Source organism: Pseudomonas sp. MWU13-2517 (assembly GCF_023242545.1).
Taxonomy (GTDB): Bacteria; Pseudomonadota; Gammaproteobacteria; order Pseudomonadales; family Pseudomonadaceae; genus Aquipseudomonas.
The window spans coordinates 173,322-188,340 of record NZ_JALMFA010000005.1; the positions used below are offsets into that span (position 1 = coordinate 173,322).

Sequence of the window (15,019 nt, forward strand, 5' to 3'; positions counted from 1 at the left end):
ACCCAAATGCAAACGCTGCCAACCCTACACAACCACAGCGCTGTGGTTTTTAGAGCGCGATCGGCTTACGTCCGGCGAATGAGTGGGCCAGGGTGCCGCCATCCACCAACTCCAACTCGCCGCCCAACGGCACGCCATGGGCAATACGCGAAGTGATCAGGCCTTTATTGGTCAACAGCTGGGCGATGTAGTGCGCCGTGGCTTCACCTTCCACCGTAGGGTTGGTGGCCAGGATCACTTCAGTAAAAGTGCCCTGCTCTTCAATCCGTGCCACCAGTTGCGGAATACCGATGGCTTCCGGCCCCAGGCCGTCCAGTGGCGACAAGTGTCCCTTGAGCACGAAGTAGCGCCCGCGATAACCGGTCTGCTCCACCGCGTACACATCCATCGGCCCTTCCACCACGCACAGCAGTGTGTCGTCACGACGTGGGTCGGCGCATTGCGGGCAGAGTTCTTCCTCGGTGAGGGTGCGGCACTGGCGACAGTGACCCACTCCGGTCATGGCCTGGCTCAGAGCCTGGGCCAACCGGGTGCCGCCGCTGCGATCGCGCTCCAGCAGTTGCAGCGCCATGCGTTGGGCGGTTTTCTGACCGACGCCCGGCAAGGTACGCAGGGCGTCGATCAGTTGACGAATCAGGGGGCTGAAGCTCATGGGCAATGGGTCCGACAAAACAACGAGACGCGGTTTATACCCGCGCCCCGGATTAGCGTCAAATGCTCAATCCTGCGCGACGCGCACCACCAACTTGCCGAAGTTGCGCCCTTCCAGCAAACCGATAAAGGCTTCGGGTGCTTGCTCCAGGCCGTCGACCACGTCCTCACGGAACTTGATCTTGCCGTCGCGCACCCACGGCGCCATCGCACTGAGGAACTCGGGCTGGCGGTCGCCATAGTCGTCGAACACAATAAAGCCCTGGATACGCACGCGCTTGGTGAGCAAAGTACGTTGCAGTGCCGGCAGACGATCCGGTCCACTCGGCGCCTCATGCGCGTTATAGCCGGCGATCAGGCCGCACAGGGGAATACGTGCCTTTGGGTTGAGCAGCGGCAGCACGGCATCGAAGACTTTGCCCCCGACGTTTTCAAAGTAGATGTCCACGCCCTTGAAGCACGCCTGGGAAAGCTCATCGGCAAAATGCTCGCTTTTGTGATCGACACAGGCATCAAAGCCCAATTCGTCCACCACGTAGCGGCACTTGTCGGCACCTCCCGCAATACCGACCACACGCAAGCCCTTGAGCTTGGCCACCTGCCCCACCACCGAACCCACCGCGCCGGACGCCGCCGCCACAACCAGGGTCTCCCCGGGCTTGGGCTGGCCGATATCCATCAATCCCATGTAGGCGGTCATGCCCGGCATCCCCAGCACGCCCAGCGCCATCGAGGGGCTCGCCAGGCCCTTGGGCACAGGCATCAGGTTGCGACCGTCGGAAATACTGTGGCTCTGCCAGCCGGTTGAGCCAACTACCAGGTCGCCTACTTCGAATTTGGGATTACGGGATTGCTCAATACGGCTGACGGCACCACCGGTCATCACCTCGTCGATTTCCACCGGTGCTGCGTAGGACGGGGCATCGCTCATGCGTCCGCGCATGTAGGGGTCGAGGGACAGGTACAACGTCTTCAGCAATACCTGGCCGTCCGCCAATTCCGGCAGGTTCACGCGTTCCAGGCGAAAGTTTTCCGGTGTCGGCGCGCCCTGGGGGCGCGAGACCAGAACAATGCGCTGGTTCAGGACCGGTTCTTGAGGCATGGGGAGGTCTCCTTTATCGAATATGTCGGTATAGGGTGCAGACCTTACGCACCCTGCCAGGGTTCGATTGGATCAGCACAAACAAAAATGCCAGGCACGAAGCCTGGCATTGGAGTCCAGCTAAAGCGGCTCGATCAGAACGGCAGCTTCATGCCCGGCGGCAGTTGCATGCCAGCGGTCACGCCGGACATTTTGTCCTGGCTGTTGGCTTCGATCTTGCGCACCGCGTCATTGACGGCGGCGGCGAACAACGCTTCCAGCATTTCCAGATCGTCTTCGCCAACACCTGGCAATACGCTTGGGTCGATGCTCACGCGCTTGATGTCGTGACGACCGGTCATCACCACACTGACCATATCGCCACCGGCTTTACCGGTGACTTCGGCGTTGGCCAGCTCTTCCTGCATCTTGGCCATCTTTTCCTGCATCTGCTGCGCCTGCTTCATCAGGCCGGCCATGCCACCTTTCATCATGGGAATCACCTCAAAGTACGTGGATCAATTTAGTAGCCCGGCGTCAGGATGCCTGGGGCACCGGGGCTTCGACAGGTTCAATTGTATCTTGGCGAACGACTGCGCCGAACTGTTGCATCATTTGCTGGATGAGCGGATCACCGTGGATCGAGTCTTCCGCTTCGCGCTGACGGTTGATACGCCGACGCGTGGCGGCCTGCGCCGGGGTTTCCTGCTCAGGCTTGATCAACTCGATGGTGATGGTCAGCGTACGCTCATGGTACTGGTTCAGGGCATCGTTGAGACGACGCTGCTGCGTGGCGTTGAACAGCGCGCTGTGGGCCGGGTCCAGGTGCAGCAGCCAGTGATCGCCTTCGATGGAGATCAGCGTGCAGTTGGCGGCGATGCTCCCGGTCATGCCGGAAATCGGCAATTTCGGGAACAACTCCAGCCATTGCAAGGCCAGGCCGGTAGCCGGTGCCGCAGCGGGCTCGGCTTCGGGCTCCGGAGCCGGCTCGGCCGTGTGTTCGCTGGCCAGGTCGTCCAGGTAACTGTAGGCCGAATCCATGTCCGGCTCGATGTAGTCTTCGTCCAGCGGCGGTTCGTCGTCGAGGTCAATGCCTGGGGTGGCGGCATCCACCTGGGCGACGGTCGGCTCGGGAACCGGCGCGCTGACCCACTCGGGGGCATCCGGCACCACACTGTCCGGGGTCGGCGTTGGCATCGGCGTCAGCTCGGGCTGCTCGCCACTGGTTTCCAGCACGGGCTCCACGGCTGGCTGCAACTCGGCCTCCACCGGGTCGTTCCAAGGCAGGTCGACGACCGGCTCAGGCTCGGCAACCGGCTGCGGTTCGGCCACGGGAGCGGCCACAGGCACTGGTTCAGGTTCAGGTTCAGGAACAACCGGCGCAGGCGCAGCAACCACTGGCGCGACGACCGCCGCACCAGCCACTGGTTTGGCGGAATCAACTGTGGCCTGGCTGATCCCCACTGGCTTTAGCGGCTGTCTCGGCGCGTCTGCCGTGTCCGCCGGCCGGAAGGCCAGCATCCGCAGCAGGACCATTTCAAAGCCGCCGCGCGGGTCCGGTGCCAAAGGCAGGTCCCGGCGGCCGATCAGGCCCATCTGGTAGTAGAACTGCACGTCTTCAGCCGGCAACGCCTGGGCCAGGGCCAACACGCGGTCGCGGTCGCCATGACCGTTGTCGACACCTTCAGGCAGCGCCTGGGCAATGGCGACACGGTGCAGCACATTGAGGATTTCCGAGAGCACGCCGTTCCAGTCCGGGCCTTGCTCCGACAGGTGGCGCACGGCTTCGAGCAACGCCTTGGCGTCGCCTTCGATCAGCGCGTGCAGCACATCGAATACCTGGCCGTGGTCGAGGGTGCCAAGCATGGCGCGCACATCGGCGGCCATGACCTTGCCTTCACCGAAGGCGATGGCCTGGTCGGTGAGGCTCATGGCATCGCGCATCGAACCATCGGCAGCGCGACCGAGCAGCCACAACGCGTCGTCTTCGAACGGCACGTTCTCGACGCCCAGCACGTGGGTCAAATGCTCGACCACGCGCTCTGGGGTCATGTTTTTCAGGGAGAATTGCAGGCACCGCGACAAAATCGTCGCAGGAAGTTTCTGCGGGTCGGTCGTGGCCAGAATGAATTTGACGTAGGGTGGCGGCTCTTCCAGGGTCTTCAGCAAGGCGTTGAAGGAGTGGCTGGAAAGCATGTGCACTTCGTCGATCAGGTAGACCTTGAAGCGACCACGACTGGGTGCGTACTGCACGTTGTCGAGCAGTTCGCGGGTGTCTTCGACCTTGGTGCGGCTCGCGGCGTCGATCTCGATCAGGTCGACGAAGCGCCCTTCGTCGATTTCCCGGCACACCGAGCAGGTGCCGCAGGGTGTCGAGGTGATGCCGGTTTCACAGTTCAGGCATTTGGCGATGATGCGCGCAATGGTGGTCTTGCCCACCCCCCGAGTCCCGGTGAACAGGTAGGCGTGGTGCAGCCGCTGGCTGTCCAAGGCATTGATCAGAGCCTTGAGCACATGGGTCTGGCCGACCATTTCGCGGAACGAGCGCGGACGCCATTTACGTGCAAGAACCTGATAACTCATCGAAAACCGTCGCAACTGGAGAGCAGAGGCCGGTAATGCTAGCGGAGCAAGGGCGAAATTGCATCCGGCACGCTCGTCTAATCTGATTTCGCGGAGCTGGCAGGCTCTGCGTTGCACCCGACACGCTCCTGACAAGAACTGACAGCACGGCCTTATAGACTCGGTTTCACTCACCACCCGTGCTCAAGGAGCCTGCATGAATACCGTCGCTCACTACTTCCTGCTGTACGTCGACAGCCCAGCCGCCAGCGCCAGATTTTACAGCCGCCTGCTGGACAAGCCCCCTGTGGAACTGGGCCCGACGTTCGCCCTGTTCATCCTCGACAACGGCGTGAAGCTGGGCCTGTGGTCGCGGCACACCGTAGAGCCGGCGGCCCAGGCCACCGTGGGAGGTGCCGAATTGGGCTTCTCGCTGCCCGACAAAGCGGCTGTCGATGCCCTGCACCAGCATTGGGTGGAACGGGGGGCGATGATCATCCAGTCACCGACCGCCATGGATTTCGGCTACACCTTTGTCGCCCAGGACCTCGACGGCCACCGGCTGCGGGCGCTCTGCCTGAGCGACTGAACGTCGGCGTCCTTCCAGGGCGATGGCAGCCACGCTGGCCAACACGAGCACCCCGCCGAGCATCACCTGCAACGCAATGTGCTCGCCCAGCAGCGTCGCTGCCATCACCATCGCCACTGGTGGGATCAGGTACATCGCCACCGATGCGCGACTGACTTCGACATGCTTCAACACATACCCCCAGGCCAGGTAGGCCAGCGCACTGGGGAAAATGCCCAATACCAACACCGACAAGTTCTCCGGCAACGGCGCCCGCATCACTGCGCCCGGCAGGCCAGGCAGGTTCACGCACAGCATCAATGTGCCGGCCCACACCATGTAGCACGCCATGGTCAGCGGGCTGTAGCGGTGCGCGTAGTGCTTCTGGATGGCGAAATAGATACTCCACGAAACCGCCGCCAGCAGGATCAGCAAGCCCCGCGGGTCGAACTCCCCCCTGCCCGCGTCGCCCCAGACCACGATCAGCACACCGGCCAACCCCAGCAGCACGCAGCCCCAACGCCAGGCGCTGACACGCTCCTTCAAGCAGAGAGACGCGATCAGCACACTGAACAAGGGCGCCGACTGGGCCAGCACACTGGACGCCGCCGCCGTCACCCACTGCTGCCCATGGTTGAGGCTGGTGTGATGCAGAAACACGCCAAAAAACCCCAGCACCAGCAACCACGGCAGGTCCCGCAGGCGCGGCCGACCGATACCTGCTGCCAGCGCGACACCGGCCATGAATACCGACGCGATCAAGAATCGCAGCAATGCCAGTTGCCCGGGGCTGTAGCTGTGCAGTCCCATATGCACACCAATCGGCGAGTAGGCCCAGCAGAGGATGACGCCGGCGATGACTAGCGTAAGCTTCAAGGGTGACGGGGTATTCATTGACGGCATCCGCAAACTGAGTAGGAATGCAGTCAGTCTTGGCTTGCACGGGACGCAGGACAATTAACTGTTTCTGACTTCTGAAATCACTGGAACTGAGCAATGGAACTGGCCCAACTGAAAATGGTGCGAGCCGTGGCGCAAACCGGCAGCGTGGCACAGGCCGCCCTGCAACTGCACTGCGTGCCGTCGAACATCACCACACGCATCAAGCAGTTGGAAAGCGAGTTGGGCACGCCCCTGTTCATCCGGGCCGGGCGTGGGCTGGCGATCAGTGCTGCCGGTGAAATCTTCCTGGAGTACTGCGAGCGCATCCTGGCGTTAGTGGAGGAATCCAAACGCGCAGTGGATGCCAACGCAATTCCCCGGGGCACTTTGCGCATCGGTGCCGTGGAATCCAGCGCCAGCGGACGCCTGCCGCCCTTGCTCGCGGAATACCAACGGCGCTACCCCGATGTCAGCCTGGAACTGGTCACCGGCGCCTGGGCGCAACTGCTCGATGATCTGCAACACCACCGCCTCGATGTGGCCTTGGTGGCCAGCGGCAGCAGGCGCGCCAAGCTCGAACACAGCGTGGTCTACAGCGAGCGCCTGGTGTTGATCGCCAGCGCCTCCAGCGCACCGATCAACAGCGCCAAGGACCTGGCCGGGCGCACCTTGCTGGTGTGGCCGCCCGGCTGCCCCTACCGCGCCGCACTGGAAAACTGGGTCAGACCTCACGACTTCAAGCCGAGCATCGCCAGCTATGCAAGCTGGGGCACAATCATCGGTTGCGTCAGTGCGGGCATTGGCGTGGCGTTGGCGCCCGAGGGCATCCTGGCCCGCTATGAGCAGGCCAATCAGCTGGCGTCGTACCGGTTCGAGGAACTGCAGGCGGTGGACAACCTGCTGTTCTGGCACAAGGACACCCAGCGGCATCTGGCGCGGGATGCTTTCGCCGGGTTACTGCGGGAAACCTTTGGCTGACACCGTTCGACCTGTATCGACTCAGCTCTTCGGGGCGGCCAGACGGGCGTACTGGTCCTGGCTGATCCAGCCGGTGAACGAGCGATCCTCGGCATTGATGAACTCTACCTGAGCCCAGCCATCCTTGAACGCCAGCACGCCGACCACGTCATTCTTGACGATGTAAGGGCGCTTGGCGGCCTTGGCACTTGGGCTCTTGAGCAGGTAAGCCTTGTCGGCGGACACCTTGACCAGGCCGATCCATTTCGTGTTGGCGGTCTGGGACAGGTCCAGGCCGGTGGCGATCTCCGGCATCAGCACATTGAGGCAACCAGGGTGCTGGCGGCCTTCTGCCACGGTCAGGGTCACACCGTCCGACGACGGTGCCACGCTGCCGGGGTAGGCGTTGTCGAGCCAGGTGGTCAGCGCAGCGGGCTTGCCTTGCAGGTAGAACGAGCAGCTGCGGGTCACACCCTCGCCCATTGCTTCGGAGTAGTAGCCTTCAACCTGATGCTCAGGCGTCACTGCCAGCATCAGCCCTTCGTATTTGCCTGAATGCAACGCGGGCGAACCGGCAAAGGCAGGTACTGCGGCGCACAACGACAACACACCCATCGCTAGAAAACGCATCATGTTATTTTTTCCCTTCCAGTTTTTCGTAGGCTTTTTGCATAAGGACGTCATAGTTGCCGTAGTCCTCGCCGTTATAGTTGCGCGCCATGCCAGTGAAATCCTTGGCTTTCATGGCTTTCATCAACGCCGGACTCTTGCTGCAAAAACCGAGGAAAGCCTTTAGTTGGTTGCCGGCATTCACTTTTAATGCCGCCGCGAATTCAAACACCGTCTTGTAACCGCATGACGCGTAGTTGAATCCCATGATCTGAAACATGCCCCAGGATGCAGACATCAACGCCGCTTCCTGATCCAGGGCAAAGGCGGTGGCCATGGTTTCCCAGGCCTTGGTCTGGTCCTTGTTATTGGTCTGCCACTGCGGACCGGCCTTCTTCTTGTAGGGGTAAGACAGCAGCGGGTGCGCCTGGTCGTAGATGTGCTTGGTGTACTTGCGAAACAGGTGCCCTTCGAAAGCAATCACCGGCAACTTGGCTGGCCCGAACCCCGAACGCCCACCGGACTCCACCGTGGCAAACGCCTTGATGATATTCACCGAAATGCCACCACCCAACTGCGTGGCAGCGTTCTGGAAGTCGGTCTCGCTGAGCGTCATGCCGCCGTCGCACGTGGCTTGGAGCATCAACTGGCGGTTACGCCGCTCGGCCTCGATCATCGCGCGCATGCGGTCCAGGTACACATTGACCGTGGCCTGCACCGCGTCCCCCTGGTTGTTGCCGAACACATTGAGAAAGCTCGGAATGCGCATGTTCGGGTAAGCCTTCACCGGTACCTTCACCGCTTCTTCGATCAGGCTGTTGAAGGTGCGCCCGGTAGGGTCGATCACGCCATCGGGGTGGGCATACTTGAGGTGACGGAATTGATACTGGCTGATGCATTGCACCAACTGGCCATCGCACTTGCCGTTTTCGGCCAGCGGAAAACCCATTTTCGGAATGATCAGATTGAATAAGTACTGGATGCACTGCACATCGGCGGGCAAGTTGCGGGCTTTACCGGGAGCACCTACCGAAGCACTGATAAGTCGAGGCAACCCTTGCAGGCTTTTCATGACAGACATCCTTGTTAGTTAAAGAAGTGATAGCACTTCAATATCATCCGCATACCCTTGTCATACTCTGAAACAAGCGGCTGGCGAAAACTAACAAGGCGGTTTTGGGTTGTCCAGAGGAGGTTTGGAAAGTTGTGAATCAGCCGAACTTAATCAATCAGCAACCGTGGGACTCACGAAACTTCTGATCCCTGTGGTAATCGATCCATTCAACCACATCATAGGGCAGGTACAGCTGCGACGTGGCCCGGGAAATCGCAATATAGACCGCGCACAGTCGCTGGTCGAACGCGTAGGCATCCTTGAACGGAACGTTGGTCAACAGTTCGGGGGTCAGCAGCACCTGCTCAAACTCCATCCCCCCCGCCTCTTGCGCCAGCATTAACAGGCAACGCTTGCCGGGTTCGCCACCCAGGCGGCTCAAGCGCGTGACATCCGCGACATTGAAACCTTTTTCCAGCTCGGCCTCGACCCACAGGAACGACTCATCGAACTGACTGGCCTCACGTACCTGCCGCCAATCATCCATGCCACTGAAATAAGCGTGTGCGCCTTTTTCGTTGTGCTCATCGCTGTAGAAGTCCGGCTTGAACAAACCGATGACGCTGATCATGAAGCGCTCCAGGTCCTGCTGCGCCGCGTTGCCCTGCAAACCGAAGGGGCAGTTGGCCTGGTACAGCTGGATCGCCCACTTCATGGTGTCCCAGTGGGACGCGGTCAACACCACGCAACCTTCCGGCGGCACAAAGCCCTGTGGGTAGTGCTCGATGCCGACGTCGGCATCACGCGCGCCCTCGAAAGGGATCTTGCACTTGTTTGAGTGCACGCTGATCAACGGGTTGACCAGACGCTCGATATTGCGCCCCGAGCGCACGGAGTAGCTGATGTCGCTTTGCCGGACCTCGCGCTTTCTCCGCACCATCACACCACTGGCCGATTGGTATTCGTCGCCAAGGGTGATCAGTACCTGACGGCCACGCTCGATAATCTGCAGCAATGGCGCGGGTATGTCCTGGCTTTCATCGATCAATACATGGGTGTAACGCGGCGGCACCACACAACCGGCGAGGCAGGCGCGCTTGATCAGCAACAAAGACGCGAACCCGGTCTGGCCGGCCCATTCAGGGTTGCTTTCCAGGTAGGTCCACACACGGCTTGAATACTCCAGCAGCGCCTGGGCATCCACACTGCCCAAAGGCTGCTTGAAATGCGGAAAGTGCCGGGCCGACAGGCTGTGATGCGCGGAGTGACAATAGTTTTCAAGCACCTTGAGACAGACATCCAGGGTCGCCTGGCCGTCATGCCCACGCCAACCGTAGATATCCAGGGCCTGGGCCACCGCCTGCCTGGTGGGTAGCCTGCTCGTTGTGTTCACCACGACGGGCCGCGGGCCGTGCAACAGGGCCTTGGCGAAAGCGGCAAAAGTAGAGCCAGCCTTGCTGTCGCGGGGCAGGCCCATACGCTCGCGCAACGTCGCCAGTTTGGCTCCCGTGCGCGCCAGTACCAACGTCTGTGCAGGGCGCAGGCACTCGATCAAGGCGCCGAGCAGATGGCTCTTGCCGATGCCCGCATAACCCTGCACGTGCAGGTCTTCATTGAGATTGGCGCGGAACGTGCGCACCAGCTTGTCCTGGGCGGGGCTGAGCCAACGTTCACGGTGCCGGGGCGTGATCATCTGCTGGCTGAACGGATCATTGCCGCGCAGGTGGCGGACCTTGTAGTCGACATCCCATTTGCCGGTGGGCAGCAGGTAATCGCGCGCCTGGACTTCTTCAGCCGACAAAAGGCGCAGGTTGATGCTTTTGAGCGCGTTGAAACCGAAATACAAGGTGCGCGGATCGAACAGTCGCTGTGCCTCGGACAGTAATGTGGCCGTGCCCTCTGCCTGCGTATCCACAGCCCAGCCGATCAATTTGGCCAGGATGCGCTCGGCGCCCGTACAGGTCAGGTCTTTTTCCGCGGCCTGGGCCAGGTTCTGGATGACCAGCACCGCCGCCAGTTCCGGGTCCGTCAGGCCGAGCAGGACGTTGGCCCCCTCGGCACCCAGCAAGGCCGTGCAGGTTTGCGCAGTGACCGGCAAGAACACCGGGCTGGATAAATCAAAATGTTCCGGTTGCATACTTCCTCGTCGCGTCGCTGGCGTCAGGCTTCGCCGGGTTCAACCTGAATACCCAGCTCAAAGCGATACTCGCCGAGCGATCCCGACATGCCGCCGGGATGCCTACCCGCGGCACTGGCTGCATTGATCTGCTGCTGCAGTTCGAAGACGGCCATATCGAACAACCGGCGCAAGTCCTCGGTGCTCTGCGCGGCCACATTCAACTGCAGGGTGTACGCGCCGTTCAGCGCGGACGGTGCAGGCTCGGCGGCGGGGGCCACCTCCCCGACCCGGATCATCTCGGCCTGGCTCAGGATTTCAGCGTGCTCGTCATCCATGAGGTCCAGCACCCTCGATAACTCCAGGGTCTGTTCCGGATGCGATTGAATACGGTCCTTGATTTCCAGACGCCGCATCTGCCACTCCCGCAGTTTTTCGCGAGTGAGGTCGTCCACTTTTTCCACGTGTGCTGTCTCCGAATGCCAGGCACTGGAGTATGCCGCCATGGACTGCTCGATGACAGATGGCGTGAAAGCATTTTTGAATTGAATTTGAGACGGTGCTGCCGGGAAGAGCATAAGGAAGAGCGTTATGGAGGCAACCCCACCAGCCACACCCCGGCACACAATGTTCCCGCTGTGGCTGCTCCCTTCCGGGCCTGACCAGGTTAACGGGTAATCGTTGCGGGGGGACCGATGGGGTCACCATAACGACGCCTGCCTCTCGGCAAGCCGCGCCATTGTACCGATCTCATCGGAAGTTACAACCGTTGGTTCCGGATTAAAAATATGAAGAAGCTCAAGTACTTGTCACAGCCATAAGCACTGCGCCCGTGTCCTGTGGGAGACGGCTCCTCATTGGGCCAATACAACCTCATCGGCCCGACCACCCTCCTCCTGAATCACCAGGTGAATAAAGTGCAGCTTGGCGATTACCGCCGGCGGCAACACGAAGGGATAGAAATCCGGCTGGCCCATGCTGCGCGACAGCTCGTTGAGCATGCCGGCCAGTTCGATCCAGGCGTTGACGAACGCCAGGAACGCCGGGCCACCGGGATGCTCGGGGTCATAGAGGGTAGTAAGCGGGAATGGCTGGTAATCCAGGTCCATCTCCCGGGCGCTCATGCCGAAGCCGAGAGCGGTGTCGACGGCGTCCATCATGTGCAGGTAATGCGCCCAGGTTTCCGCCCAGTCTTCCCAGGGGTGCATCGTGGCGTAGGCGCTGACGCAGGTGTGTTGCCAATCCGGGCGCGGCCCGTTCTGGTAGTACTGGCCGAGGGCATCGGCGTAACTGGCGCGTTCGTCGCCGAACAGCTGGCGAAAGGCTTGCAACCAATGGGTGTCGGCAATCAGGCGATCCCAGTAGTAATGGCCGACTTCATGACGGAAATGGCCAAGCAAGGTGCGATAAGGTTCGCGCATCTGGACCCGGACTTTTTCTCGGTGGGCATCGTCGGCCTCCTTGATATCCAGGGTGATCAAGCCGTTGGCGTGGCCTGTCATGGGCGCGTTGCCTTCCAGGTCGATGCCGATGAAATCGAAGGCAAGGCCGGTGTCTTCATCGACGCTTTTGGGCACGACTTGCAGGCCCAGGTTGATCAGTTGCGCCACCAGACGACGCTTGGCGGTTTCCACTTTGCGCCAGCGCTCGTGGTTTTCCGGAACCGAGAGATCGGGAATGGTGCGGTTCAGACTGCAAGCCGTGCACAAGGTTGCCGTACTGTGGGCCGGTATCAACCAGTTGCAGGCCGCGGGGGTATCGAGGTTGGCACAGCGACGGAAGGCACCGGCATCGAGATTGTCATCCTGAAGCCACGTGTCTGCCACGGGGCCGGGCTGCAGCGAGGAAAGGCGAGCTTGCCGGGGGTAATACCCCAGCAGCGCCTGACAGGCCAGGCATTGGCTGTTGCGAAAGAACAATGACTGGCCGCAACGGCACTGCCATACCTTGCTATCGCGAGACGTGCCGGCCACGAAGGGTGCCGCGATGCGTGAACTGAGTTGCTCGAAGTAGCGGAACATGGCGATCTCTCCCTGGGTGACTGAGACTAGATCATTGTCGGGTCGAGATCGTTCCACTTTCCTACCCGGGCCGCTTCGCAGCCCAGCGTGGGGCAAACCTGTTAAGCGCAACAAGCCTGCCCTTCACGACACGCGATCAGACCGTGATGTTGTGCCCGGCCAGGAAGACGACGAACGCCGCTTCATCCAGCACTTTCACGCCCAATTCACTGGCCTTGGCCAACTTCGAACCGGCGCCCGGCCCGGCGACCACGCAGTGGGTCTTCGCCGAAACGGAACCTGCGACCTTGGCGCCAAGACTTTCGAGCTTGTCCTTGGCCACATCGCGGCTCATCAGCTCGAGGGAGCCCGTCAGCACCCAGGTATGGCCGGCTTCCGGCAAGCCCTCAACCACCTTCTTCTCGCTCTGCCAGTGCATGCCGAAGTCCTTGAGCTGTTGCTCGATAGCCAGGGCGCGATTGGCGTTGCTTTCGTCATCGAAAAAGCCGCGCACGGCCTTGGCTTGTTTCTCGGGCAGCGCCTGGCGCATATCCAGCCAGTCGGCCTTGATCACACCTTCCAGGGAGCCGAATTTGTCCGCCAGTTTCTGCGCCGCACCCGGGCCGACGCTCGGCACATGAAGCTTGTCGAGCAAACCACCCAAGGTCGTGCTGGCGGCGAATTCAGCGCTGAGTTCGCCCTGATCCTGCAATTGCAGGCCGCATTCCTGCGGTGACAGCAGCGCACCAATCACGTCCTGGTTATGGCTGTCTTCAAAGAAGCTGTGGATTTCATGCGCCACCTCCAGACCGACGTCCGGCAGGTACGTCAGCACCTCCGGCAGTGCCTTCTGCACCCGCTCCAGGGACGCCAGGGAGCGCGCCAGTACCTTGGCGGTCTCTTCGCCCACGTCGGGAATGCCCAGGGCGTAGATGAAGCGCGCCAAGGTCGGCGTCTTGCTGTTTTCAATGGCCGCGATCAGTTTCTTGCTGGAGATATCGGCAAAGCCTTCCAGGTCGATGATCTGTTCGTACTTGAGTTTGTAGAGGTCGGCGGGCGAGCCGATGAGTTTCTCATCCACCAGTTGCTCGATGGTCTTGTCGCCCAGGCCATCGATATCCATCGCGCGCCGCGAAACAAAATGAATGATCGCCTGCTTGAGCTGCGCCCCACAGGCCAGGCGGCCGACACAGCGGTACACCGCGCCCTCGCTGACGGTTTCCTTGCCTTTGCTGCGCTTGACCAGTTGTGTGCGCTCCACATGGGAGCCACATACCGGGCAGTTCTGCGGCACTTGCACCGCTCGGGCATTTTCCGGGCGACGCTCGACGACCACCGAAACCACCTGCGGGATCACATCCCCGGCGCGGCGGATAATCACGGTATCGCCGATCATCAGGCCCAGCCGTGCCACTTCATCCATGTTGTGCAAAGTGGCGTTGGACACGGTCACACCGGCCACCTTGACCGGCTTGAGGCGCGCCACCGGCGTCACGGCGCCAGTACGGCCGACCTGGAATTCCACGTCGAGCAATTCGGTCAGCTCTTCCATGGCCGGGAATTTATGGGCGATGGCCCAGCGCGGCTCACGGGCGCGGAAGCCCAGTTCACGCTGGGAAGCGATGCTGTTGACCTTGAACACCACGCCGTCGATTTCATAGGGCAGGCTGTTACGCCGCTCGCCGATATCACGGTAGTAATCCAGGCAATCCTGGATACCCTTGGCCAGTTTCAACTCGCGGCTGATGGGCATGCCCCACTTCTGCAACTGCTGCAGGTTGCCGATATGGGTGTCGCTGATATCGGTCGTCACACCGTAGCAGCAGAACTCCAGCGGGCGGCTGGCGGTGATCTTCGAATCCAGCTGGCGCAGGCTGCCGGCGGCGGCGTTGCGCGGGTTGGCAAAGGTCTTGCCGCCCACTTCCAGTTGCGATGCGTTGAGACGCTCGAAGCCGGCCTTGGACATGAACACTTCGCCGCGCACTTCCAGGGTCGTCGGCCAGCCGCTGCCATGCAGCTTCAGCGGGATATTGCGCACGGTGCGCACGTTGACGCTGATATCTTCGCCGGTGGTACCGTCGCCACGGGTGGCGCCGCGCACCAATTCGCCGTCTTGATAAAGCAGGCTGACCGCCAGGCCATCCAGCTTCGGTTCACAGCTGTATTCCACCGCTGCGCCCCCGCCAAACAGATCGCCCACCGGCAGGTCGAGACCTTCCGTAACGCGTCGATCAAACTCGAGCATGGTGGTTTCATCGAACGCGTTACCCAGGCTGAGCATCGGGATCTCATGCTTGACCTGGGTGAACGCCGACAGCGCCGCACTGCCGACCCGCTGCGTCGGTGAATCGCGCGTCACCAGTTCCGGATGCTCGGCTTCCAGGGCCTTGAGCTCGTGGAACAAGCGGTCGTACTCGGCGTCCGGAATGCTCGGCTCGTCGAGGACGTGGTAGCGGTAGTTGTGCTGATCCAGTTCAGCGCGCAGTTCGAGGATACGGGTATGGGCGGCGGTCATGGGTGTTCTCTCATAAAGCAAAAG

General features: G+C 61.3%; 13 protein-coding genes and 1 other RNA gene. 2 read left to right on the top strand and 12 right to left on the bottom strand.

The features are described 5' to 3' along the window. Positions 1-49 precede the first annotated feature (49 nt). From recR to dnaX, 4 genes are all read right to left on the bottom strand, one after another. Positions 50-652 (bottom strand): recombination mediator RecR, encoded by a 603-nt coding sequence (recR, locus tag M5B97_RS09380; protein WP_015885312.1) that lies wholly within the window; start codon positions 650-652, stop codon positions 50-52. Positions 653-718: 66 nt separating this feature from the next. Continuing rightward, positions 719-1,753 (bottom strand): NADP-dependent oxidoreductase, encoded by a 1,035-nt coding sequence (locus M5B97_RS09385; protein WP_248731333.1) that lies wholly within the window; start codon positions 1,751-1,753, stop codon positions 719-721. Positions 1,754-1,887: 134 nt separating this feature from the next. Continuing rightward, on the bottom strand, positions 1,888-2,226 hold the full coding sequence (locus M5B97_RS09390) for a YbaB/EbfC family nucleoid-associated protein (protein ID WP_003193199.1): 339 nt from the start codon (positions 2,224-2,226) through the stop codon (positions 1,888-1,890). Positions 2,227-2,269: 43 nt separating this feature from the next. Next, the gene (dnaX, locus tag M5B97_RS09395) at positions 2,270-4,315 is read right to left on the bottom strand and encodes a DNA polymerase III subunit gamma/tau (RefSeq protein WP_248731334.1); all 2,046 of its coding nucleotides are present in this window, start codon (positions 4,313-4,315) and stop codon (positions 2,270-2,272) included. A 196-nt stretch (positions 4,316-4,511) separates the two neighbouring features. Here dnaX and M5B97_RS09400 point away from each other — a divergent pair, with 196 nt between their 5' ends. Beyond that, positions 4,512-4,883, top strand: coding sequence for a VOC family protein (locus tag M5B97_RS09400; protein ID WP_123715452.1), 372 nt, complete (start codon positions 4,512-4,514; stop codon positions 4,881-4,883). On the opposite strand, the gene M5B97_RS09405 is transcribed toward M5B97_RS09400, so the two are convergent. After that, positions 4,797-5,756 carry a DMT family transporter gene (locus M5B97_RS09405; RefSeq protein WP_248731335.1) on the bottom strand — a complete coding sequence of 320 codons (960 nt, stop codon included), beginning with the start codon at positions 5,754-5,756 and terminating at the stop codon, positions 4,797-4,799. The two genes, M5B97_RS09400 and M5B97_RS09405, sit on opposite strands and share 87 nt — an antisense overlap. A 102-nt stretch (positions 5,757-5,858) precedes the next feature. On the opposite strand from M5B97_RS09405, the gene M5B97_RS09410 reads away from it, so the two are divergent. Then, positions 5,859-6,722 carry a LysR family transcriptional regulator gene (locus M5B97_RS09410; protein ID WP_248731336.1) on the top strand — a complete coding sequence of 288 codons (864 nt, stop codon included), beginning with the start codon at positions 5,859-5,861 and terminating at the stop codon, positions 6,720-6,722. A gap of 21 nt (positions 6,723-6,743) precedes the next feature. On the opposite strand, the gene M5B97_RS09415 is transcribed toward M5B97_RS09410, so the two are convergent. The 7 genes from M5B97_RS09415 to ligA form a co-directional block, all read right to left on the bottom strand. Continuing rightward, positions 6,744-7,334, bottom strand: a complete 591-nt coding sequence (locus M5B97_RS09415) for a hypothetical protein (protein WP_123715451.1) — start codon at positions 7,332-7,334, stop codon at positions 6,744-6,746. 1 nt (position 7,335) lies between these two features. Next, a complete protein-coding gene (locus tag M5B97_RS09420) occupies positions 7,336-8,382 on the bottom strand; it encodes an N-acetylmuramidase family protein (protein ID WP_123715450.1) in 1,047 nt (348 codons plus the stop codon). Between the two features lie 157 nt (positions 8,383-8,539). Then, positions 8,540-10,501 carry a hypothetical protein gene (locus M5B97_RS09425; RefSeq protein WP_248731337.1) on the bottom strand — a complete coding sequence of 654 codons (1,962 nt, stop codon included), beginning with the start codon at positions 10,499-10,501 and terminating at the stop codon, positions 8,540-8,542. A gap of 23 nt (positions 10,502-10,524) precedes the next feature. After that, positions 10,525-10,944: a hypothetical protein gene (locus M5B97_RS09430; RefSeq protein WP_248731338.1), complete on the bottom strand. Its 420-nt coding sequence runs from the start codon at positions 10,942-10,944 to the stop codon at positions 10,525-10,527. 137 nt (positions 10,945-11,081) lie between these two features. After that, positions 11,082-11,178: signal recognition particle sRNA small type (gene ffs / locus M5B97_RS09435), an RNA gene on the bottom strand. Positions 11,179-11,334: 156 nt separating this feature from the next. Next, complete coding sequence (locus tag M5B97_RS09440; protein ID WP_248731339.1) at positions 11,335-12,501, bottom strand: putative zinc-binding metallopeptidase; 1,167 nt, start codon at positions 12,499-12,501, stop codon at positions 11,335-11,337. Positions 12,502-12,637: 136 nt separating this feature from the next. After that, positions 12,638-14,995 carry an NAD-dependent DNA ligase LigA gene (gene ligA, locus M5B97_RS09445; protein ID WP_248731340.1) on the bottom strand — a complete coding sequence of 786 codons (2,358 nt, stop codon included), beginning with the start codon at positions 14,993-14,995 and terminating at the stop codon, positions 12,638-12,640. Positions 14,996-15,019 lie beyond the last annotated feature (24 nt).